The sequence below is a fragment of the Caulobacter endophyticus genome (assembly GCF_003116815.1).
GTDB classification, from domain to species: Bacteria; Pseudomonadota; Alphaproteobacteria; order Caulobacterales; family Caulobacteraceae; genus Caulobacter; species Caulobacter endophyticus.
The window spans coordinates 146857-163198 of the sequence record NZ_QDKQ01000057.1 but is presented as its reverse complement, the minus strand read 5'-3'; the positions used below and the strand labels follow the sequence as shown (position 1 = coordinate 163198).

The following is a 16342-nucleotide window of genomic DNA, read 5'->3' as shown; positions in this document are numbered from 1 at the left end:
GGGAGGGTGAGGGGGTAAACCGCTTGCGGTCCCATCCCCCTTTTCCCGCACCTTATCCGGATAGTCTGAAACCCCTCGCCCTCCCATGCTGCGCATGGGCCCCTCCCTCTCCCTCTGGGAGAGGTTAGATTCAAGCCGCCGGCTGCGGCGGCGCGGTGATGACCTCGACGTTGTCGTTCAGCAGGTAGACCATGTCGCGCAGGGCCTGGTCCTGGGTCTTGACGGTCTTGGCCTCGGCCATGGCGGTCAGCTTTTCCGGCAGGTCCGCAGCTATGCCGCGCAGGATGCATTTCAGGTCGTCGACCGCGCCGCGTTCCTTCAGGGTCACGTGGCCCTTCATGTCGAGCGCCGACAGCGCCTCGATCTCGGCCTTGAAGGCGGCAAAGCCCGGCAGGGCTACGGCCGCGGCGGCGGGATCCTTGGGCAGGGTCTCGCGATAGCCTTCGACGCGGGTCTTCAGGGCGCCGGCGCGCTTGACGATGTCGGCGAACAGCGGCTCGCCGGCCACCGAAGGCGGGGCCTGGCCCTGCTGGATGACGGCGGGAGCCTGGTTCACGGGCGCCGCCGAACCGGTCGAAGCCAGCCATAGCATGGCGGAAAAGGCGACCACGTCGCAGGACATCGCAAACTCCTGTCGAAAAACGTCATTGGTCTTCATGACGCCGAGACGGACCTTTGGTAAGCCCGCCTGCGTAAACATCGTTTTACTACATATAGGAGACGACCTTGTCCGATCTCGACGCCGCCTGGACCCGCCTGGAAACCGCCGCCAAGGCCGCCGGGGAGAAGCGCATCGTCGAGTTCTTCGACACCGAGCCCCAGCGTCTCGAAACCCTGACGCTCGACGTCGCCGGCCTGCATCTGGATCTCTCCAAGCAGGCCTGGGACGAGGCCGGGCTCGAAGCCGCGCTGGATCTTGCCCACGCCGCCGGCGTCGAGGCCGCCCGCGCCCGCATGCTGGGCGGCGAGGCGATCAATTCCTCCGAAGGCCGCGCCGTGCTGCACGTGGCCTTGCGCGCCAAGGCGGACGCCGACGTCAAGGCGCAAGGCGTTCCGGTCATGGCCGAGGTTGAGGCCGTCCGTGGCCGGATGAAGGCCTTCGCCGAGGCCGTCCGTTCGGGCGCGATCAAGGGCGCTACCGGCAAGCCGTTCAAGGCGATCCTGCACATCGGCATCGGCGGCAGCGACCTTGGCCCACGACTGCTGTGGGACGCTCTGCGTCCGGTGAAGCCTGAAATCGACCTGCGCTTCGTGGCCAATGTCGACGGCGCCGAGTTCCTGCTGACCACGGCCGATCTCGATCCGCAAGAAACCCTGGTCGTGGTGGTCTCCAAGACCTTCACCACCCAGGAGACCATGTCCAACGCCGCCGCCGCCCGCGCCTGGCTGGTCGAGGCCCTGGGCGAGGAGGGCGCCAACGCTCACCTGGCCGCGGTGTCGACCGCGCTGGACAAGACCTCGGCCTTCGGGGTTTCGGACGAGCGGGTGTTCGGCTTCTGGGACTGGGTCGGGGGCCGCTATTCGCTGTGGTCGGCGGTCAGCCTGTCGGTGGCCGTGGCCGCCGGCTGGGACGTGTTCCAGGGCTTCCTCGACGGCGCCGCCGAGATGGACGCCCACTTCGCCAGCGCCCCGCTGGAAAAGAACGCCCCGGTGCTGGTCGCCCTGGCCCAGATCTTCAACCGCAACGGCCTGGACCGCCGGGCCCGCTCGGTCGTTCCGTACTCGCACCGTCTGCGCCGCCTGGCCTCTTTCCTCCAGCAGCTGGAGATGGAGAGCAACGGCAAGTCGGTCGGCCCGGACGGCAAGCCCGCCCAGCGCGGCACGGCCACCGTCGTGTTCGGCGACGAGGGCACCAACGTCCAGCACGCTTACTTCCAGTGCATGCACCAGGGAACCGACATCACCCCGATGGAGCTGATCGGCCTGGCCAAGTCGGATGAAGGTCCGGCCGGCATGCACGAGAAGCTGCTGTCGAACCTGCTGGCCCAGGCCGAGGCCTTCATGGTCGGCCGCACCACTGAAGACGTGGTGGCCGAGCTGACCGCCAAGGGCGTCTCCGAAGCCGAGATCGCCACCCTGGCCCCGCAGCGCACCTTCGCCGGAAATCGTCCGTCGACCCTGGTGCTGCTCGACCGCCTGACGCCCCAGACCTTCGGCGCCCTGATCGCCCTCTATGAACACAAGACCTTCGTGGAGGGCGTGATCTGGGGGATCAACAGCTTCGACCAGTGGGGCGTGGAGCTGGGCAAGGTGATGGCGGGCCGGATCCTGCCGGAACTGGAAGCCGGCGCCGTGGGCGAGCACGATCCGTCGACGACCGCGCTGATCGGGCGGCTGAAGACGTAGGAAAGATCCTCCCCCCGAAGGGGGAGGTGTCGGCGAAGCCGACGGAGGGGGACGTGTCTGCTCCCTCCGGCGGCTTCATCGGATTCAGAAGGGTCTTCCCCCTCCGGCCCTTCGGGCCACCTCCCCCTTCAGGGGGAGGTGGCCCGAAATCAGAACGTCTTCCGCACCCGCAGGCTGACGAACGTCCGCGGATCGATATCCCGGACTTCCTGGTAGCGCACCGGGCGCGTCACGCGGTCGGCATAGACCGTGCGGGTGACGACGAAGTCGTCCCAGACGTTCAGCTGGGCGCGGATGGCCAGGGTGTTGGTCGGCTTGTACTCGGCGAAGGCCTCGTAATAGTTGGCGCCGCGCCAGCCGTTGGTCTGGTCCGGATCGTAGGTGCGCTGGCCCAGCAGCGGCAGCCAGTTGATCCCCCACTGCACTTGGCCGCGCAGCAGATCCTGCTGGAAGCCGATATTGGCCTGGGTCGGGCGGATCTGGGTGATCGGACGGTCCTCGCCCGAGGTCGGGTCGGTGACGTGGGTCTCGTTCCAGTCGTTCTTGAAGGTCAGGCGGCCGCCCTTCACGCCCAGCCTGTCGGTGGGCACGACGATGTTCAGCGACAGCTTGTCCAGCGTGCCGTCGCCGATGTTGCCGGTCGCCGACAGGCCGCCGGGCAGGGGCAGGCGGTCGATGACGCCGATGATCTCGTCGTGGCGCCAGCCGATCGACACCACGCCCTCGCCCCAGAACCGACGCTCGTAGGTCAGCTCCGAAATCCAGCGCTGTTCGGGCACGAGGTCGACATTGCCGCCATAGACCGCGCCGTCGCCGAGTTCGGCCGAGGCGGCGAAGTCGCCGAAGTCCAGCTGGCCCAGCTCCCGCTCGAAGCGGAAGCGCAGCTGGTGGTCGGCCTTGGGCGTCCAGGTCGCCTGGAAGCGGGGCTTGGCGTAGAAGAAGCTCTTCTCCTGGTCGGCGTCGCCCGACTGGCTGATCGTCGAAGTCTCAAGGCGAAGCCCGCCCTCGAGGGTCAGCTTGGGGTTCACCCGCCAAGTGGTCTTCAGGAAGGCCTCGCCGCGCGTCTCCTCGACCTTGACCGAGGCCGAGGGCAGCTCGACGGCGGCGCCGCCCACCGAATAGGCCTGCTTCACGTCGAGCATGTTGTAGGCGACCTCGCCGCCGAACTCGAAGGTCAGGCCAGGCTTGCGCTCGTGGCGGATCGTGGCGCGCAGGATGGATTCCGAGGAGTCGCCCTCGGCGCCGAAGCGCTCCTGCGGGCTGACGTCGCCGCCCTCCATGGCGTCGTTCAGGGCCTCGCTGTCGAACTTCTCGAACTCGTGCATCACCCGGGTCTCGAGGTTCCAGCGCGGGGCCAGCGGGCGGGTGTAGGTCAGGCCCAGCTCGCCCGAGCGGCTGTCTTCCTCATAGGCGGTGCGGCGCTTGGAGGTGGCCGAGGTCAGTTCCTGCCATTCCTGCCAGTCGTTGACGCCGTAGCGGGCGGTGGCGTCGATCTTGCCGCCGGCCAGGGGGCCGGCGTAGTTGCCACGGATCGAGCGGCCGCCGCCGTAGCCGTCGTTGACGAAGGCCTCGTCGCGCAGCACCACGCCGTTTCCGTCACGGCGCACCGAGCGGCCCGCGCCGTTGGAGTCGCTGCTGCTGGTGCCGTCCGACAGGGTGACGCCCCAGCTCCTGTCGCCGTCACGGGCCGTGAACTGGTAGGAGCCGCCCCACACGTCGTGGCCGCCGTCGAAGATCTGGCTGTTCAGCGTCAGGATCGACTGGCGGACCGCGCCCTTCTTCAGGATCACGTTGGCGACCACGCCATAACCCTGCATGTCGATCCCGGGCGCGCCGCCGCGGATCAGCTCGATGCGCTCGACCTGGGCGGCGGGGGTGCGCTGCAGGACGTTGGAGCCGGTCTCGGCCTTGGAGGCGGGGCGATTGTTGTTGACCAGCACGTTGCCGACCGCGCCCTCGAAGCCGCGGGTGCCGGCGCCGTCGTTGAGCACGAAGCCCGGCAGGCGGTTGACCATGTCCAGCGCGGTGTTGGGGCGCAGGCTGGTGAAGAAGTCCGGCACGAAGATCAGCACGCCCTTCTGGGTCGCGTCGTCCAGCGGCGCCTCGCTGACCGGGCCGGTCGGAACCGGCGCCTGGGCGGCTTGCGGCGCGTCGGCGGCCCGGGCCGCGCCGGCGGCGAGCAGCGCGAAGGCGGCGGTGGCGAACAGCACGGACTTTGACATGAACTTTCCCCTCAATCCGGGGAAGGTCTTGCCGCGCCCTGTCGGCGTTCTCAAATTAAACGCCGGAAAGGTGGATTAAATATACGAAATCATTACGGCGTGTTCACATTGGGCGCTGTGCAAATCGTCTTGATTTAATCTGTCGCTTCCGAATATCCCCGCGCCATATAGGTGATTGCGACTTGGCGGCTCGACGTCCGGTATGCGTGACGCTGGAGTGCTCATGACGCCCGAACTCGCCTCGCTGATGGCCAAGAAGATCCATGTCGACGACAGCCTGCCCGGCCAGCCGCCTAGGGAGCCGCCGCCTTTCCACGAGTGGGGCGATCTGCCGTTCTGGGTTTCCGCCTTCGATCATTGGCTGTCCCGGGAGGAGTACATCGCGGCGCTATTCGTGAACTTCCCCGGCGCGGTGCGTGAAGGCGTGCTGGCCGATTACCTGGAAGGCGAGCGGCGCCTGGAGGCGTACTACGCCGAGCTCGCGCGCGAAGGCGCCTATGTCTGGCAAGGCGTACGTCGCGGCTTCCGGTTCATGCCTGCTTCGAGCGGCCGGCTGTCCCGGATCATTCGGGACAGCCTTCGCGAGCGCAGGAGCATGGACATCTATTTCGTGGCGACGCCGGTGCGCGTGATCGGCGGATGGAATCGAACGGACGCCATCCTGCCGGCGTCGGAAGCCGTCCGCGAGACGGCGGCGGCCGCCGCGCGGCGCCACGGCGTCTTCGTCCTGACCTGAGGCGCGGGCCCTACCGTTTCCGGTAGAACTCCGCCTCGACGATGCTCAGCGCGCCGCCGGTCTTGACCTTCTCGGCGCCGGTGTCGAAGCCGCCCTTGGCGCCGGTGACCTCGACGATCTTGCCGAAGGCGTCGCGGTCGGCCGTGGCGCCGGTCAGGGCGATGCGCAGGCGCGAGCCCTTGGCGGCCTTCAGCGGCAGGGTCACGTATCCCAGGCTCTTGGGCGCCTCGCCCTGGTAGACCACCTTGCCGTCCATGGTGATCCGCAGCGGATAGGAGCGGATGCGCCAGCCGATCAGCTTCAGCGAGATCTCGTCGACCTGCTGGGATCTCGGCAGGCGGTACTCGATCCAGGCGTTCGCCAGCTGGCCGTCGCTGGCCCAGTGGGTGGCCTCATCGTCATCGACGGTGGCCTGGACCGCACCTGCGTTCGAGCCGGCGGTGATCTCCACGGCCTTGATGGTGTCGCGGCGGACCTTGAAGGCCGGGGTCGAGGGCGTGGGGCCGCGCGCCAGGCTGACCGGAAGCAGCTCAGCCTCGGCGGGCGGCGCGACGGCGTCCAGGGTCAGGGTCGCGGGCTTAAGGCCCTCGGCCTTGGCGACCACCGTGACCTTGCCGGCCGCCAGGGTCGAGCGCAGGGCCACGCGGTTGATCCCGCCTTCCACGGGCAGGGCCTTGGCCAGGATGTAGTTGTCGTCCTTGCGGTTGGAGCCGGCGTATTGGGTGACTGCATCGACGCCGGCCGGGCCCTTTGTCACCGGCTCGCCTGAGGCCGAGACCGGGGTGTCGGTCGGCTTGGCCGCGCCCTTGGAGTCGCCCTGGGCGATGCCGCCGCGCCATTCGGCCGGACCGGCCACGTCGAAGCTGACCATGTCCAGCGCCGTCGGCACGCGCCGGCCCTGCGCATCCACCGCCTCGACGTCCACCAGGGCGATGTCGGCCGCGTCGGCCTTCCAGCCGCCAGGGCCGGTGCGCGGAGTGAGCTTCAGGGCGACGGCGGGGCCGGTGGTGAACCGCTCGTCGCGGGCGACTTCCTTGCCCTTGGCGTCGCGGGCGATCGCCGTCAGGGTTCCGGGGGCGTAAGGCACGGTCTTGAAGGTGAAGAGAAAGCCGTCCGACTTCACGCCCTTGCCCAGCGACTTGCCGTTCAGGACCAGTTCGACGCTGTCGGTGCTGGAGACGACCAGCACGTCCTTCACCGTTCCGGCCGCGTAGTTCCAGTGGCCGACGATGTGCGAGCGCGGCTTTTCCACGTCGACCCAGCCGTCCCACATCACCTGGTGGGCGAAGAAGCCTTCCTTGGGAATGCGCATGGCGTCCACCTCGCCGCTGCGGCGATAGTTGTTGTCGCCGCGGAAGTGGGTGTTGCTGTCGGAGAAGATGATGTTGACGCCGCCGGCGCTGACACGCTCGCCGCCGCCGGGGCGCTCGACCCAGTAGTCATTCCAGCGCTGCACGGTCTCGACGACCATGCTGTCCTGGTTGCGGTTGTAGCTGGGGCTGTCCTTGTGGAACGGGGCGGTGAACTCGTCCTGGAACTTCCGCGCGGACTCGTCGCGGGAATATTCCATGGCCCACATCGGCTTGCCGGCGCTCTTGTTGATGTAGAGCATCTCGCCGCCGTACTCGGCGACCTTGCTGTCGAGCATCTCGCGCGAGCCGATGGCGCGGCCGCCGTGCGGGTCGAACCGGTCGCGCACCGCCTTCAGCTCAGCCATATGGGCCTCGCTGATGTTCTCGTTGCCGCCCTCGTAGAAGATGATCGACGGGTTGTTGCGGAAGGCGATGATGGCGTCGGCCATGGCCTCGACCCGCTGGTCCCAGCGACGGCCGGAGACGTCGCTCTCGGCGTCGCCGGCCGGCATGGCCTGCATCAGGCCGACGCGGTCCGAACTCTCCACGTCCTGGCGGGCCGGGGCGATGTGCATCCAGCGCACCAGGTTGCCGCCGCTTTCCACCATCAGGCCGTTGGAGAAGTCGCTGATCCACGGCGGGATGTTGGTCCCCAGGGCCGGCCACTCGTTGCTGGTGCGCTGGGCGTAGCCGTGCACCTGGATGGCGCGGTCGTTGAGGAAGACGGTCCCGTTCCGGAACTCGGTCTTGCGGAAGCCGGTGCGGGTGAGGGCGCTATCGACGACCTTGCCGTCCTCGACCAGTTCGGTGGTCACCGCGTAGAGATAGCCGTAACCCCAGCTCCAGAACCGCAGGTCCGACAGCCGCTGGCTGGCCGAAACCGTCTTCGTCTCGCCCGGCGCGATGGTCACGGCCGGCGCGGTGAACTGGCCGGCCGGCTTGCCGTCGACGTCCTTCAGCGTCACCCTATAGGCGAAGGTGCGGGGCTTGGCGCCGTCGTTCCTCACCTGGCTTTCGGCGTGGATCGTGGCCTTGCGGCCCTTGATGTCGAACTGGTCGGCCCAGACATAGACGCCGGTGGTGCCCAGGCTGGTGTAGAGCGGCAGGGTCTGGTGCAGGTCGCCAGTCAGATGCAGCCGCACCAAGCGGTGGATGCCGCCATAGTTCACATTGAAGTTATTGTTGTTCCACTGGAAGCCGCTGCCGGTGGCGCGCTCCTTGTACTTCCAGTCGTTGTCGACCCGCACGGCGATGACGTTGACGAACGGGGCGGGCTTCAGAAGCTTGGTCGCGTCCACCCCGAAGGCGGTGGCGCCGTTCTCGTGGCCGCCGGCCCGCACGCCGTTGACATAGACCTCGCCGGCCTGGCGCACGCCCTCGAAGTCGAGGATCGCGCGGCCGCCTACGGCCGGGCCCTGACCGGCCGGCAGCACGAAGCGCTTGCGGTACCAGGTGATGCCGGTCGAGTGGTCGTGGATGTCGCGCGAGAACGCCTCGTCCTCGTTGAAGGCGCGGGGCAGGGTGACCGGCTTCCAGGCGGCGTCGTCGAACGCGACGGCTTCGGCGCCCTTCAGGTCGCCGGTGGTCATCCGCCAGCCGTCGTTGAACGGCGCCTCGACCGCCTGGGCCGGCGCGGCGACCAGGGCCAGCAGGCTGGCGGCGCCCAGAAGCGTCAACGAACGTCGCATGGACCTCTCCCTCATATTGGTCAGGCCAATTTGTTGTTGAGCGGAGATGTGGCTTGACCGCTGCCTGCTGTCAAGTCGATGCGGGTTGTGGGTGGCGTCGCCGTCCCGCCTGCGCTATACGCCGCCGCGATGACCCGCACGCCGCACCACCACGGCCGCCACCACCATCCGACCTCGCCTCGCGGGATCGGCCGGGTCCGCACGCTCTAAAGCCGAGCGACCCAGCCAGAGCCCCGCCTAGCGGATGGGGCTTGCGAAAAGCGCCATCCGTCGAGCCTGAAAGACCAAGGACCGACGATGACCGACGAAACCGCACCCAAGACCGAAGACTTCCGCCCCGAGGCCCGCGCCCCGCGGGGCTTCGCCGACAAGCGCGCCCGCGACCTGCGCGCCGAAAAGTCGATCCTCGAGGCCGTCTCGGCCGTCTACGAGCGCTACGGCTTCGAAGCGCTCGACACCGGGGCCTTCGAATATGCCGACGCCCTGGGCAAGTTCCTGCCCGACAGCGACCGTCCCAACGAAGGGGTCTTCGCTCTGCAGGACGACGACGACCAGTGGATGGCCCTGCGCTACGACCTGACCGCGCCGCTGGCGCGGTTCGCCGCCCAGAACTGGGAAACCCTGCCCAAGCCGTTCCGCCGCTACGCCTTCGGTCCGGTGTGGCGCAACGAAAAGCCCGGTCCCGGCCGCTTCCGCCAGTTCATCCAGTGCGACGCCGACACCGTGGGTTCGGCCCGTCCGGAGGCCGACGCCGAGATCATCGCCATGGCCGTCGAGGGCCTGCAGGCCGCCGGCCTGCCGCGCGGCGCGGCGGTGCTGAAGATCAACAACCGCAAGCTCCTCAACGGCCTGCTCACCCAGGCCGGCGCCACCAGCGAAGGCCAGAAGCTGTCCGTGCTGCGCGCGGTCGACAAGCTGGACCGCCTGGGCGTCGACGGCGTGCGCCTGCTGCTTGGCGAGGGGCGTCTCGACGACAGCGGCGACTTCACCAAGGGCGCGGGCCTGGCCGGCAAGGCGATCGACTCCGTGCTCGACTTCGTCCAGGCGGGCGTCGGTGGTCGCAGCGCGACGCTGAACAACATCGCCAAGGTCGTCGCCGGCTCGGCCGAGGGCGACGAGGGCCTGGAAGAGCTGGCCAGGATCGACGCGGCCCTGACCAGCCTGGGCGTCGCCGACGACCAGGCGATCATCGACCCGTCGATCGTGCGCGGCCTGGAATACTACACCGGCGCGGTGTTCGAGGCCGAGCTGCTGCTCAGCACCACCGACGAGAAGGGTAACAAGGTCACTTTCGGCTCGATCGGCGGCGGTGGTCGCTACGACGACCTGGTGGCCCGCTTCACCGGCCAGCCGGTGCCGGCCACGGGCTTCTCGTTCGGCGTCTCGCGCCTGGCGGCGGCCCTGCGGGCGGCGGGTCGCGAGCCGGCGAGCGCCGCGCGCGGTCCCGTCGTGATCATCAATTTCGACCAGGCGCACATGGGCGAATACTTCGCCGTCGCCGGCCAGCTGCGCGCGGCGGGGATCCCGGCCGAGGTCTATCTGGGAACCTCGGGCATGCGCCCGCAGATGAAGTATGCCGACCGTCGCCTGTCGCCGGCCGCCATCATGCTGGGCGGCGACGAGATCGCCGCCGGCACGGTGACGATCAAGGACCTGGACCTGGGCCGCGAGCTGGCCTCGGGCGTCGCCGACAACGCCGCCTGGAAGGCCGAGCGGCCCGGCCAGCAGACCATTCCGCGCGGCGATCTCGTCGCCGCCGTCAAGAAGATCATCGGGGGCTGATCCGTTGAGGCTAGAGCGTTCCATCCCCGCGGAGGCGCTCGACGCCATCCGCGCTCCGTTCCTGTCGGCCGGCGCCGCGCCGGTCGACGCCCCGGTGCTGCAGCCGCTCGGCCTGCTGCTGGATCTCGCCGGCGAGGCCATGCGCTCGCGGCTGTTCGTCGTCTCCGGCGACGGCGGCGAGGAGGCCTGCCTGCGTCCGGACTTTACCGTCGCCGTCGCCCGCCAGCACCTGTCGTCGGGCGCGGCGTCGGGCCGCTATCTCTATGAGGGCAAGGCCTTCCGGGTGGCGCCGCGCGGCAGCGACCGGGCCGAGGAGTTCCTGCAGATCGGCGTCGAGGCCTTCGAGGCCGCCGATCCGGTGGCCGCCGACGCCGAGATCGCCGCCCTGGCCTGGGCCGGCGCCGCGGCCGGCGGTCGCGACGACCTGACCCTGCTGCTGGGCGACGTTGGTTTGTTCGCCGCCTTCGTCGACAGCCTGGACCTGACCCCGCCGCTGGGCGCGCGGCTGAAGCGCACCTTCTCGCGCCCGCGCCAGCTGAAGGCCGAGCTGGAGGGCGACGCCGCGCCGGCCGCCGCGACCGAACGCAGCCGCATCGCCGCCCTGCTGGCCGGCCTGCCGGAAGCCGAGGCCGCCGCCGTGCTGCAGGAACTGTGGTCGCTGGCCGGCATCGAGCCGGTCGGCGGCCGTCGTCCCGCCGAGATCGCCCATCGCCTGGTCGAAAAGGCCGAGGTGGTGAAGGCCGGCCGTCTTTCGGCCAATCAGGCCGACAAGGTCCGCGCCTTCCTGGCCGTCAGCGATGCGCCCGAGGCCGCGCTCGACGCCATCGCCGCCCTGGCCGGTCCCAATCGCGCGCCCCTCGACGCCGCCATCGAAGGCTGGCGCAAGCGCCTGGCCGGCATGGTCGCTGGCGGCGTCCCGGCCGAGCGCCTGGTGCTGAACGCGGCCTTCGGGCGAGCCTTCGGCTATTACGACGGCTACCTGTTCGAGGTGCGCAGCGCCGCCCTCGGCGAGGAACGCCCGGTGGCCGCCGGCGGCCGCTACGACGGTCTGCCCGCCCGCCTGGGTAGCGAGACGAAAACCGGGGCCGTGGGCTGCATGGTGCGCCCGGCCCGCGCCTATGCCGGAGGCGGCGAATGACCACCGACACCCCGATGATCTTCGCCATCCCCTCCAAGGGCCGCCTGAAGGAACAGGTCGAGGCCTGGCTCGGCGAATGCGGCTTCCGCGTCGAGATGACCGGCGGCGCGCGCGGCTATTCGGCCGAACTGTCGGGCTTGCCCGGCGTCTCGGTGCGCCTCTTGTCAGCGGGCGACATCGCCGCCGGCCTCGACAGCGGCGACCTGCACCTGGGGGTCACCGGCGAGGACCTGCTGCGCGAGCGCGGCGACGACATGGACAGCCGGGTGATGCTGCTGCGCGCCCTGGGCTTTGGCCGCGCCGACCTGGTGGTGACCGCGCCCAAGAGCTGGCTCGACGTCGACACCATGGCCGATATCGACGAGGTCGGGCACCTGCATCTGGCCAAGACCGGCCGTCGCCTGCGGGTTGCCACCAAGTACGTCACCCAGACACGGGCCTTCTTCGCCCGTCACGGCGTCGCCGACTATCGCATCGTCGAGAGCAGCGGCGCCACCGAGGGCGCGCCCGCCGCCGGCGCGGCCGAACTGGTCGTGGATATCACCACCACCGGCGCCACCCTGGCCGCCAACGGCCTGAAGGTGCTGTCCGATGGTGTCATCCTGAAGAGCCAGGCCCAGCTGACGGCTTCGCTGGTCACCCCGTGGACGCCGGGTCAGCTCGACAGTCTGGCGCGCCTGCTGTCGGTGGTCGAGGCCAAGGGGCGCGCCCGCACCCTGGCTACCCTGGTCTGGCCCGCCGAGCAGGACGCCGCCGGACAGGCCGCGGTCGCTCCGTTCGTCGACGCCGGCGGCTCGCGCCGCGCCAACGGCGCCCTCCTGGCCACCGGCGACCTGTTCGCCGCCGCCGCCGCCCTGGCGCAAGCGGGAGTCGAGCCGGTGACGGTCTCGCGTCCCGACTATGTGTTCGAGTCCCGTTCGTCCGTGCTTGAAGCCCTGAAAGGTCGCCTGAAGGGCTGATATTTGACGGTGTCGTCAAAAATAGATCAACCGAACGGTGCTTAGTTTGACTGAAGCGTCCAAACTACGGGTCTGATGTCAAAAAAACGTCGAACCCCTTATGGAATCTAGATCGTTGCCGTTGACACGATCTCGGTTTTGCCGTCTTCTGACTGGGCAAGAGAGAAACGGGTCCACAGAGAACCCCCTCTCTTCGGCGTTTCGGGGAGGAAACGCCCGCCTAGATCGAATGATCGAGAAATAGCCAGACCCGCTGCGTTTATCCCCCGCAGCGGGTCTTGGTGTATCTGGGCCCTGGTTTCATTTTTCGACAAAAGAGTCAAAAACGGCGAACGGGCGTTTGAGCGCTGCCGTTGTCGTCTTTGCGCGTCTTGCGCCGTCATCCCGGGCGAAGGGCCGCGCAGCGGACCGCAGGCCCGGAATCCAGGGGGCCGGGCGCGATGCCAAGGTTCGCTCCCCAAGCGGTTGCGAACGCGAGGCGGCGGCCGTTGGGGCCCGGCTCTCCGCGCTACGCGCTCCGGCCGGGATGACGCGGCGGGGAGGGGGCTACGCCGTCAGATCCAGCGACCAGATCTGGTCGACCAGGTCCTGGCCGAACCGTCGGCAGGGCGTCTCTTCCACCACCTGGAAGCCGGCCCGCTGATAGAGTTTCCGGGCTGCGGTCAGGGTCGTGACGGTCCACAGGTCCAGCCGTCGATAGCCCAGCGCCCGGGCCCGCGCCACGCAGGCCTCTATCAGCATCTGGCCCACGCCCATGCCGCGCGCGTCGGGCTCCACATAAAGCAGGCGCAGCTTGGCGGTCCCGGGCGCCTCGCCCCGCACAAGGAAGATCGAGCCGACCATCCGGCCGTCAGCCTCCGCGATCCAGGCGTCGTCCTTGGCCGGATCGAAGTCCTGGTGAAACCGGGCGACGATCTCGGCGATCAGAGCCTCGTGGTCGCGGCCCCAGCCGTACTCGCCGGCGTAGAGAAAGCCCTGGCGCGCGGTGACCATGCCCAGGTCCCCAGGCTCCAGCCCGCGCAGGCGGGCCGCGGGGGGCGCGTCGCCCTCGAACACCGCATTGATGGCCCGCGCCGCCGCCAGCAGCCGGGCGCGACGCAGCGGGTGCAGGCCGTCGATCAACTGGCCGATGCTGGCCTTGGTGTTGGTTTCCAGGGTCGAGAAGGCGGCCCGGCCCTCGTCCGTCAGCGAAAGCAGCAGGTGACGGCCGTGGGCGGGGCTCTCGCGCGACGTGACAAGGCCGCGCTCGGTGAAGCGCTTGATCGTGCGGCTGACCTGGGCCGGGTCCAGGCCCAGGGCCCGGACGATCCCCGCGGCTACCGGATCGGTGCGTGTGGCCAGCTCGTACAGCACGCGCGCTTCGCTCAGCGTGAAGGGGCTGCCGTCGTAGCTGGCGTCCAGCAGGCCCAGCCGGCGGGTGTAGGTGCGGTTGAAGGCCCGCAGATCGGCGACGTCCTGGTCGTGCTGGGTGGTCATGGCGACTCCAATATTGATGAAGTCAATATTCCAGCATGTTGACTGAGTCAATAATCATGGAGCTATAGCCCCAGGCCCTCCACCGACCGCTGCGCCAGCTTCGCGGCCGCCGCCGGGCTGATGGCCACGGCCTTGCGGGCGTCGAGATCGAAGGTGATGGCGCTGACGGTCGAGGTTCCCCACGGCTGGCCGGTGTCGGGGTTCAGCAGCCAGTGGGCGCAGCGCATGACGCGGCCCTCGCTGCCGATCAGGCCCGAACGCACCTCCAGCCGATCGCCCAGGCGCGGCCAGGCCAGATAGACGATCCGATATTCCAGCACGGCCCCGCCCACTCGGTCGGGCGCGGGATCGGCCGCCTCGGCGACGATGTCGCGCAGGGGGGCGATGAAGGCCCCGATGCCGTCGGAGACCCGGCCGATGAACTGCTCGGCCCGCATCCGTCCGAAGGCGTCGCACTCGCCGGTCGACAGCGCCCCCAGGCTGATCCGGGTCAGGCCCAGGTCGTCGGCGCGGGGCAGGCTGGCCTGCGGAACGGCGGGCGCCAGGTCGACGCTGCGGGCCTGGGCGCGCTCGGGAACCTCGACCGCCAAGGCCTTGGCCCGTTCACGGACGATCGACGGCCATGGGAAGGCCTCGCCTTCGCGGGGCGTCACGTGGGCGACGGTGGTCTGGAAGGTGGCGGCCAGTTCGCCGGTGGCCGAATGGACCAGCAGCTGCAGGAGCCTGGCCTCGGTCTCGCCGATCTCGATCACCCCGCCCAGCATGTGCAGCGGCGCGCCGGCGTGGGCCTCCTTCAGGAAGCGGATGTGGTGCTCGCGCACGACCAGGGTGGCGTTGGCGTGCGGGGCGAAGGCGTGGGGCAAGCCCATCTCGGCCGCCAGCCCCGCCAGCCCCTCCATCGCCCGCACGACGTAGAAGCGCACGTTCATGTGCCCCATCTCGTCGCAGTCCCAGGTGTTGACGCCGCCGCGCCAGATCTCGACGCCGGGAAGCGGCTGCGCGGTCGTCATGGCGTCTCTCAAGCGGCTGGAACGGTCGTTCGAGACTAGCGAGGTTCAGGCGAGCTTGGCTAGCGGTCGCCTGAACCCGGACCGCCTTTGAAGGTGTCGCCGACCTCGGTGGCGTCGGGGCCGTCCGGGCCGGCGCGCTTGCGCGACTCCTCGCCCGTCTTCGTGACCTTGTCCTTGCCGCCAAGGGCGGTGAAGTCGCCGAGCGGCTCGGCCTCGTTGGCCTGCCGGCCTTTGGAGTTGGGCTGTTGCGTCATGGCGAGCCTCCTTTCGCCAAGGAGAACCGAGGGCCGCCAGGAGGGTTCCGCTACTCGCCCTTGCAGTCGGCGCACTTGCCGTGCGCCTCGATGGTCACGCCGGTCAGGGCGTAGCCTGCCGCCTGGCCCGCGGCGATGATGTCGGCGGTGGCTTCCGGCTCGAATTCGCGGGTCGCGCCGCAGCAGTCGCAGATCAGGAACGCCGCGGCATGGCCGTCGGCTTCACGCCGGCAGGCGACATAGGCGTTGAGGCTCTCGATGCGGTGGGCGAAGCCCTGCTTTTCCAGGAACTCCAGCGCGCGATAGACGGTCGGCGGCTTGGCCGGCGGACCGTCGACCGCGAAGGTCGAGATCAGGTCATAGGCCTTCACCGGCTGACCCGCTTCCAGCAGCAGTTCCAGCACCCGGCGGCGTGGAGCGGTCAGGCGCTGTTCGGCCGCCGCGCAGCGAGCCTCGGCCGCCGTCAGTTCAGCGGCGAGCGCATCCCCGGCGACGCCGTGGTGGTGGTGGTCGTGATCGCACGCTGTGTGGGCCATGGGGCAGAGGTAGAGGTCCGGACCGCCCGGCGCAAGCTACAGCAGCGGCCGGGCCACAAGGGCGGTCTCGGCCTCGCAGCGGGCCTTGTCCGGCGCGGGGGCGGTCTGGCGCACGGCGGTCATCTCGGCCCGCACCGCCGCCAGGTCGGCCTTGAAGGTCCGCGAGCCGCGCAGGGCCTTGTGCAGGTTGCGGGCGTTGCGCCGCCCGGCCTCGACGGAACTCATGTTGTGAACCCCGCAGACCACCCGGCTCTCGCCGAACCCCTGCGCCCTGGCCAGCAGCGCCGGCGCGCGATCGGGCGCGGCCTCGGCCAGCAGCAGGCCCACGCTCCAGCCCCAGGTCGAGTGGCCGGACGGATAGTCGGGCGAGACGGCCAGGCCGACGGTCTTGGGCAGGCAGATCGGGCCGTCCTCGAACAGGTAGGGGCGCGGGCGCAGGTGGCGCCACTTGGGGCCGGCCACGGCGGCGCGCACGTCGCCGCGCATGCGCTCCATCATCGCCGCCAGCCTGGGATTGCTCTGCGGCGTGATGCTGGCGCCCAGGGCGCAGGCATAGCCGTCGAGGATCCGGCTCTTGTCGGCGTCGGCCTGGGCCAGCGACCAGCGCGGGGTGTCTTTAAGCGGCCGGGTGGCGTGGAAGATCTCGCGGTCGCGTCGCTCGGCCGCCGTGCCCTCCCTGGGCGGCGGGGGCAGGTGGTCGCGAGCGTCGAAGGCGCGCGGATGCAGGTAGCGGTCGTCGCCGTCGCCGGGCAGGGCGGCGCAGCTCGCCAGGGCGAGCGCGGCGGCGGCGACGGTGGGAAGGCGCATAAGAAAAAGGTCCCGGAAATGACTTTCCGGGACCCT

The 16342-nt window shown here is 69.6% G+C and carries 13 protein-coding genes; 5 read left to right on the top strand and 8 right to left on the bottom strand.

Annotated features, from left to right (window positions below):
• Positions 1–130 precede the first annotated feature (130 nt).
• Positions 131–622 carry a hypothetical protein gene (locus tag DDF67_RS17200; RefSeq protein ID WP_109102073.1) on the bottom strand — a complete coding sequence of 164 codons (492 nt, stop codon included), beginning with the start codon at positions 620–622 and terminating at the stop codon, positions 131–133.
• A gap of 104 nt (positions 623–726) precedes the next feature.
• Here DDF67_RS17200 and pgi point away from each other — a divergent pair, with 104 nt between their 5' ends.
• Positions 727–2346 carry a glucose-6-phosphate isomerase gene (gene pgi / locus DDF67_RS17195; RefSeq protein WP_109102072.1) on the top strand — a complete coding sequence of 540 codons (1620 nt, stop codon included), beginning with the start codon at positions 727–729 and terminating at the stop codon, positions 2344–2346.
• 149 nt (positions 2347–2495) lie between these two features.
• On the opposite strand, the gene DDF67_RS17190 is transcribed toward pgi, so the two are convergent.
• Positions 2496–4568, bottom strand: coding sequence for a TonB-dependent receptor plug domain-containing protein (locus DDF67_RS17190; RefSeq protein WP_109102071.1), 2073 nt, complete (start codon positions 4566–4568; stop codon positions 2496–2498).
• Between the two features lie 223 nt (positions 4569–4791).
• On the opposite strand from DDF67_RS17190, the gene DDF67_RS17185 reads away from it, so the two are divergent.
• Positions 4792–5304, top strand: a complete 513-nt coding sequence (locus DDF67_RS17185) for a hypothetical protein (protein WP_109102070.1) — start codon at positions 4792–4794, stop codon at positions 5302–5304.
• A 10-nt stretch (positions 5305–5314) separates the two neighbouring features.
• On the opposite strand, the gene DDF67_RS17180 is transcribed toward DDF67_RS17185, so the two are convergent.
• Positions 5315–8344, bottom strand: coding sequence for a DUF4982 domain-containing protein (locus DDF67_RS17180; RefSeq protein WP_109102069.1), 3030 nt, complete (start codon positions 8342–8344; stop codon positions 5315–5317).
• A 297-nt stretch (positions 8345–8641) separates the two neighbouring features.
• On the opposite strand from DDF67_RS17180, the gene hisS reads away from it, so the two are divergent.
• Genes hisS through hisG form a run of 3 tightly spaced genes read left to right on the top strand, consistent with a single transcriptional unit; the run spans position 8642 to position 12223 of the window.
• Positions 8642–10126, top strand: coding sequence for a histidine--tRNA ligase (hisS, locus tag DDF67_RS17175; protein WP_109102068.1), 1485 nt, complete (start codon positions 8642–8644; stop codon positions 10124–10126).
• Entirely contained in the window at positions 10089–11264 is a 1176-nt protein-coding gene (locus DDF67_RS17170; RefSeq protein ID WP_109102067.1) for an ATP phosphoribosyltransferase regulatory subunit, read from the top strand. Before hisS ends, DDF67_RS17170 begins: the two co-directional genes overlap by 38 nt.
• Entirely contained in the window at positions 11261–12223 is a 963-nt protein-coding gene (gene hisG / locus DDF67_RS17165; protein ID WP_109102066.1) for an ATP phosphoribosyltransferase, read from the top strand. The genes DDF67_RS17170 and hisG overlap by 4 nt, the downstream gene beginning before the upstream one ends.
• A gap of 546 nt (positions 12224–12769) precedes the next feature.
• Here hisG and DDF67_RS17160 read toward each other — a convergent pair.
• The 5 genes from DDF67_RS17160 to DDF67_RS17140 form a co-directional block, all read right to left on the bottom strand.
• The gene (locus tag DDF67_RS17160) at positions 12770–13699 is read right to left on the bottom strand and encodes a bifunctional helix-turn-helix transcriptional regulator/GNAT family N-acetyltransferase (protein WP_109102065.1); all 930 of its coding nucleotides are present in this window, start codon (positions 13697–13699) and stop codon (positions 12770–12772) included.
• 62 nt (positions 13700–13761) lie between these two features.
• Positions 13762–14709 (bottom strand): thioesterase family protein, encoded by a 948-nt coding sequence (locus DDF67_RS17155; RefSeq protein ID WP_109102064.1) that lies wholly within the window; start codon positions 14707–14709, stop codon positions 13762–13764.
• A gap of 59 nt (positions 14710–14768) precedes the next feature.
• Positions 14769–14963 (bottom strand): hypothetical protein, encoded by a 195-nt coding sequence (locus DDF67_RS17150; protein WP_109102063.1) that lies wholly within the window; start codon positions 14961–14963, stop codon positions 14769–14771.
• Between the two features lie 50 nt (positions 14964–15013).
• A complete protein-coding gene (locus DDF67_RS17145; protein ID WP_109102062.1) occupies positions 15014–15499 on the bottom strand; it encodes a Fur family transcriptional regulator in 486 nt (161 codons plus the stop codon).
• Positions 15500–15535: 36 nt separating this feature from the next.
• Positions 15536–16306 (bottom strand): acid phosphatase, encoded by a 771-nt coding sequence (locus DDF67_RS17140; protein WP_109102061.1) that lies wholly within the window; start codon positions 16304–16306, stop codon positions 15536–15538.
• Positions 16307–16342 lie beyond the last annotated feature (36 nt).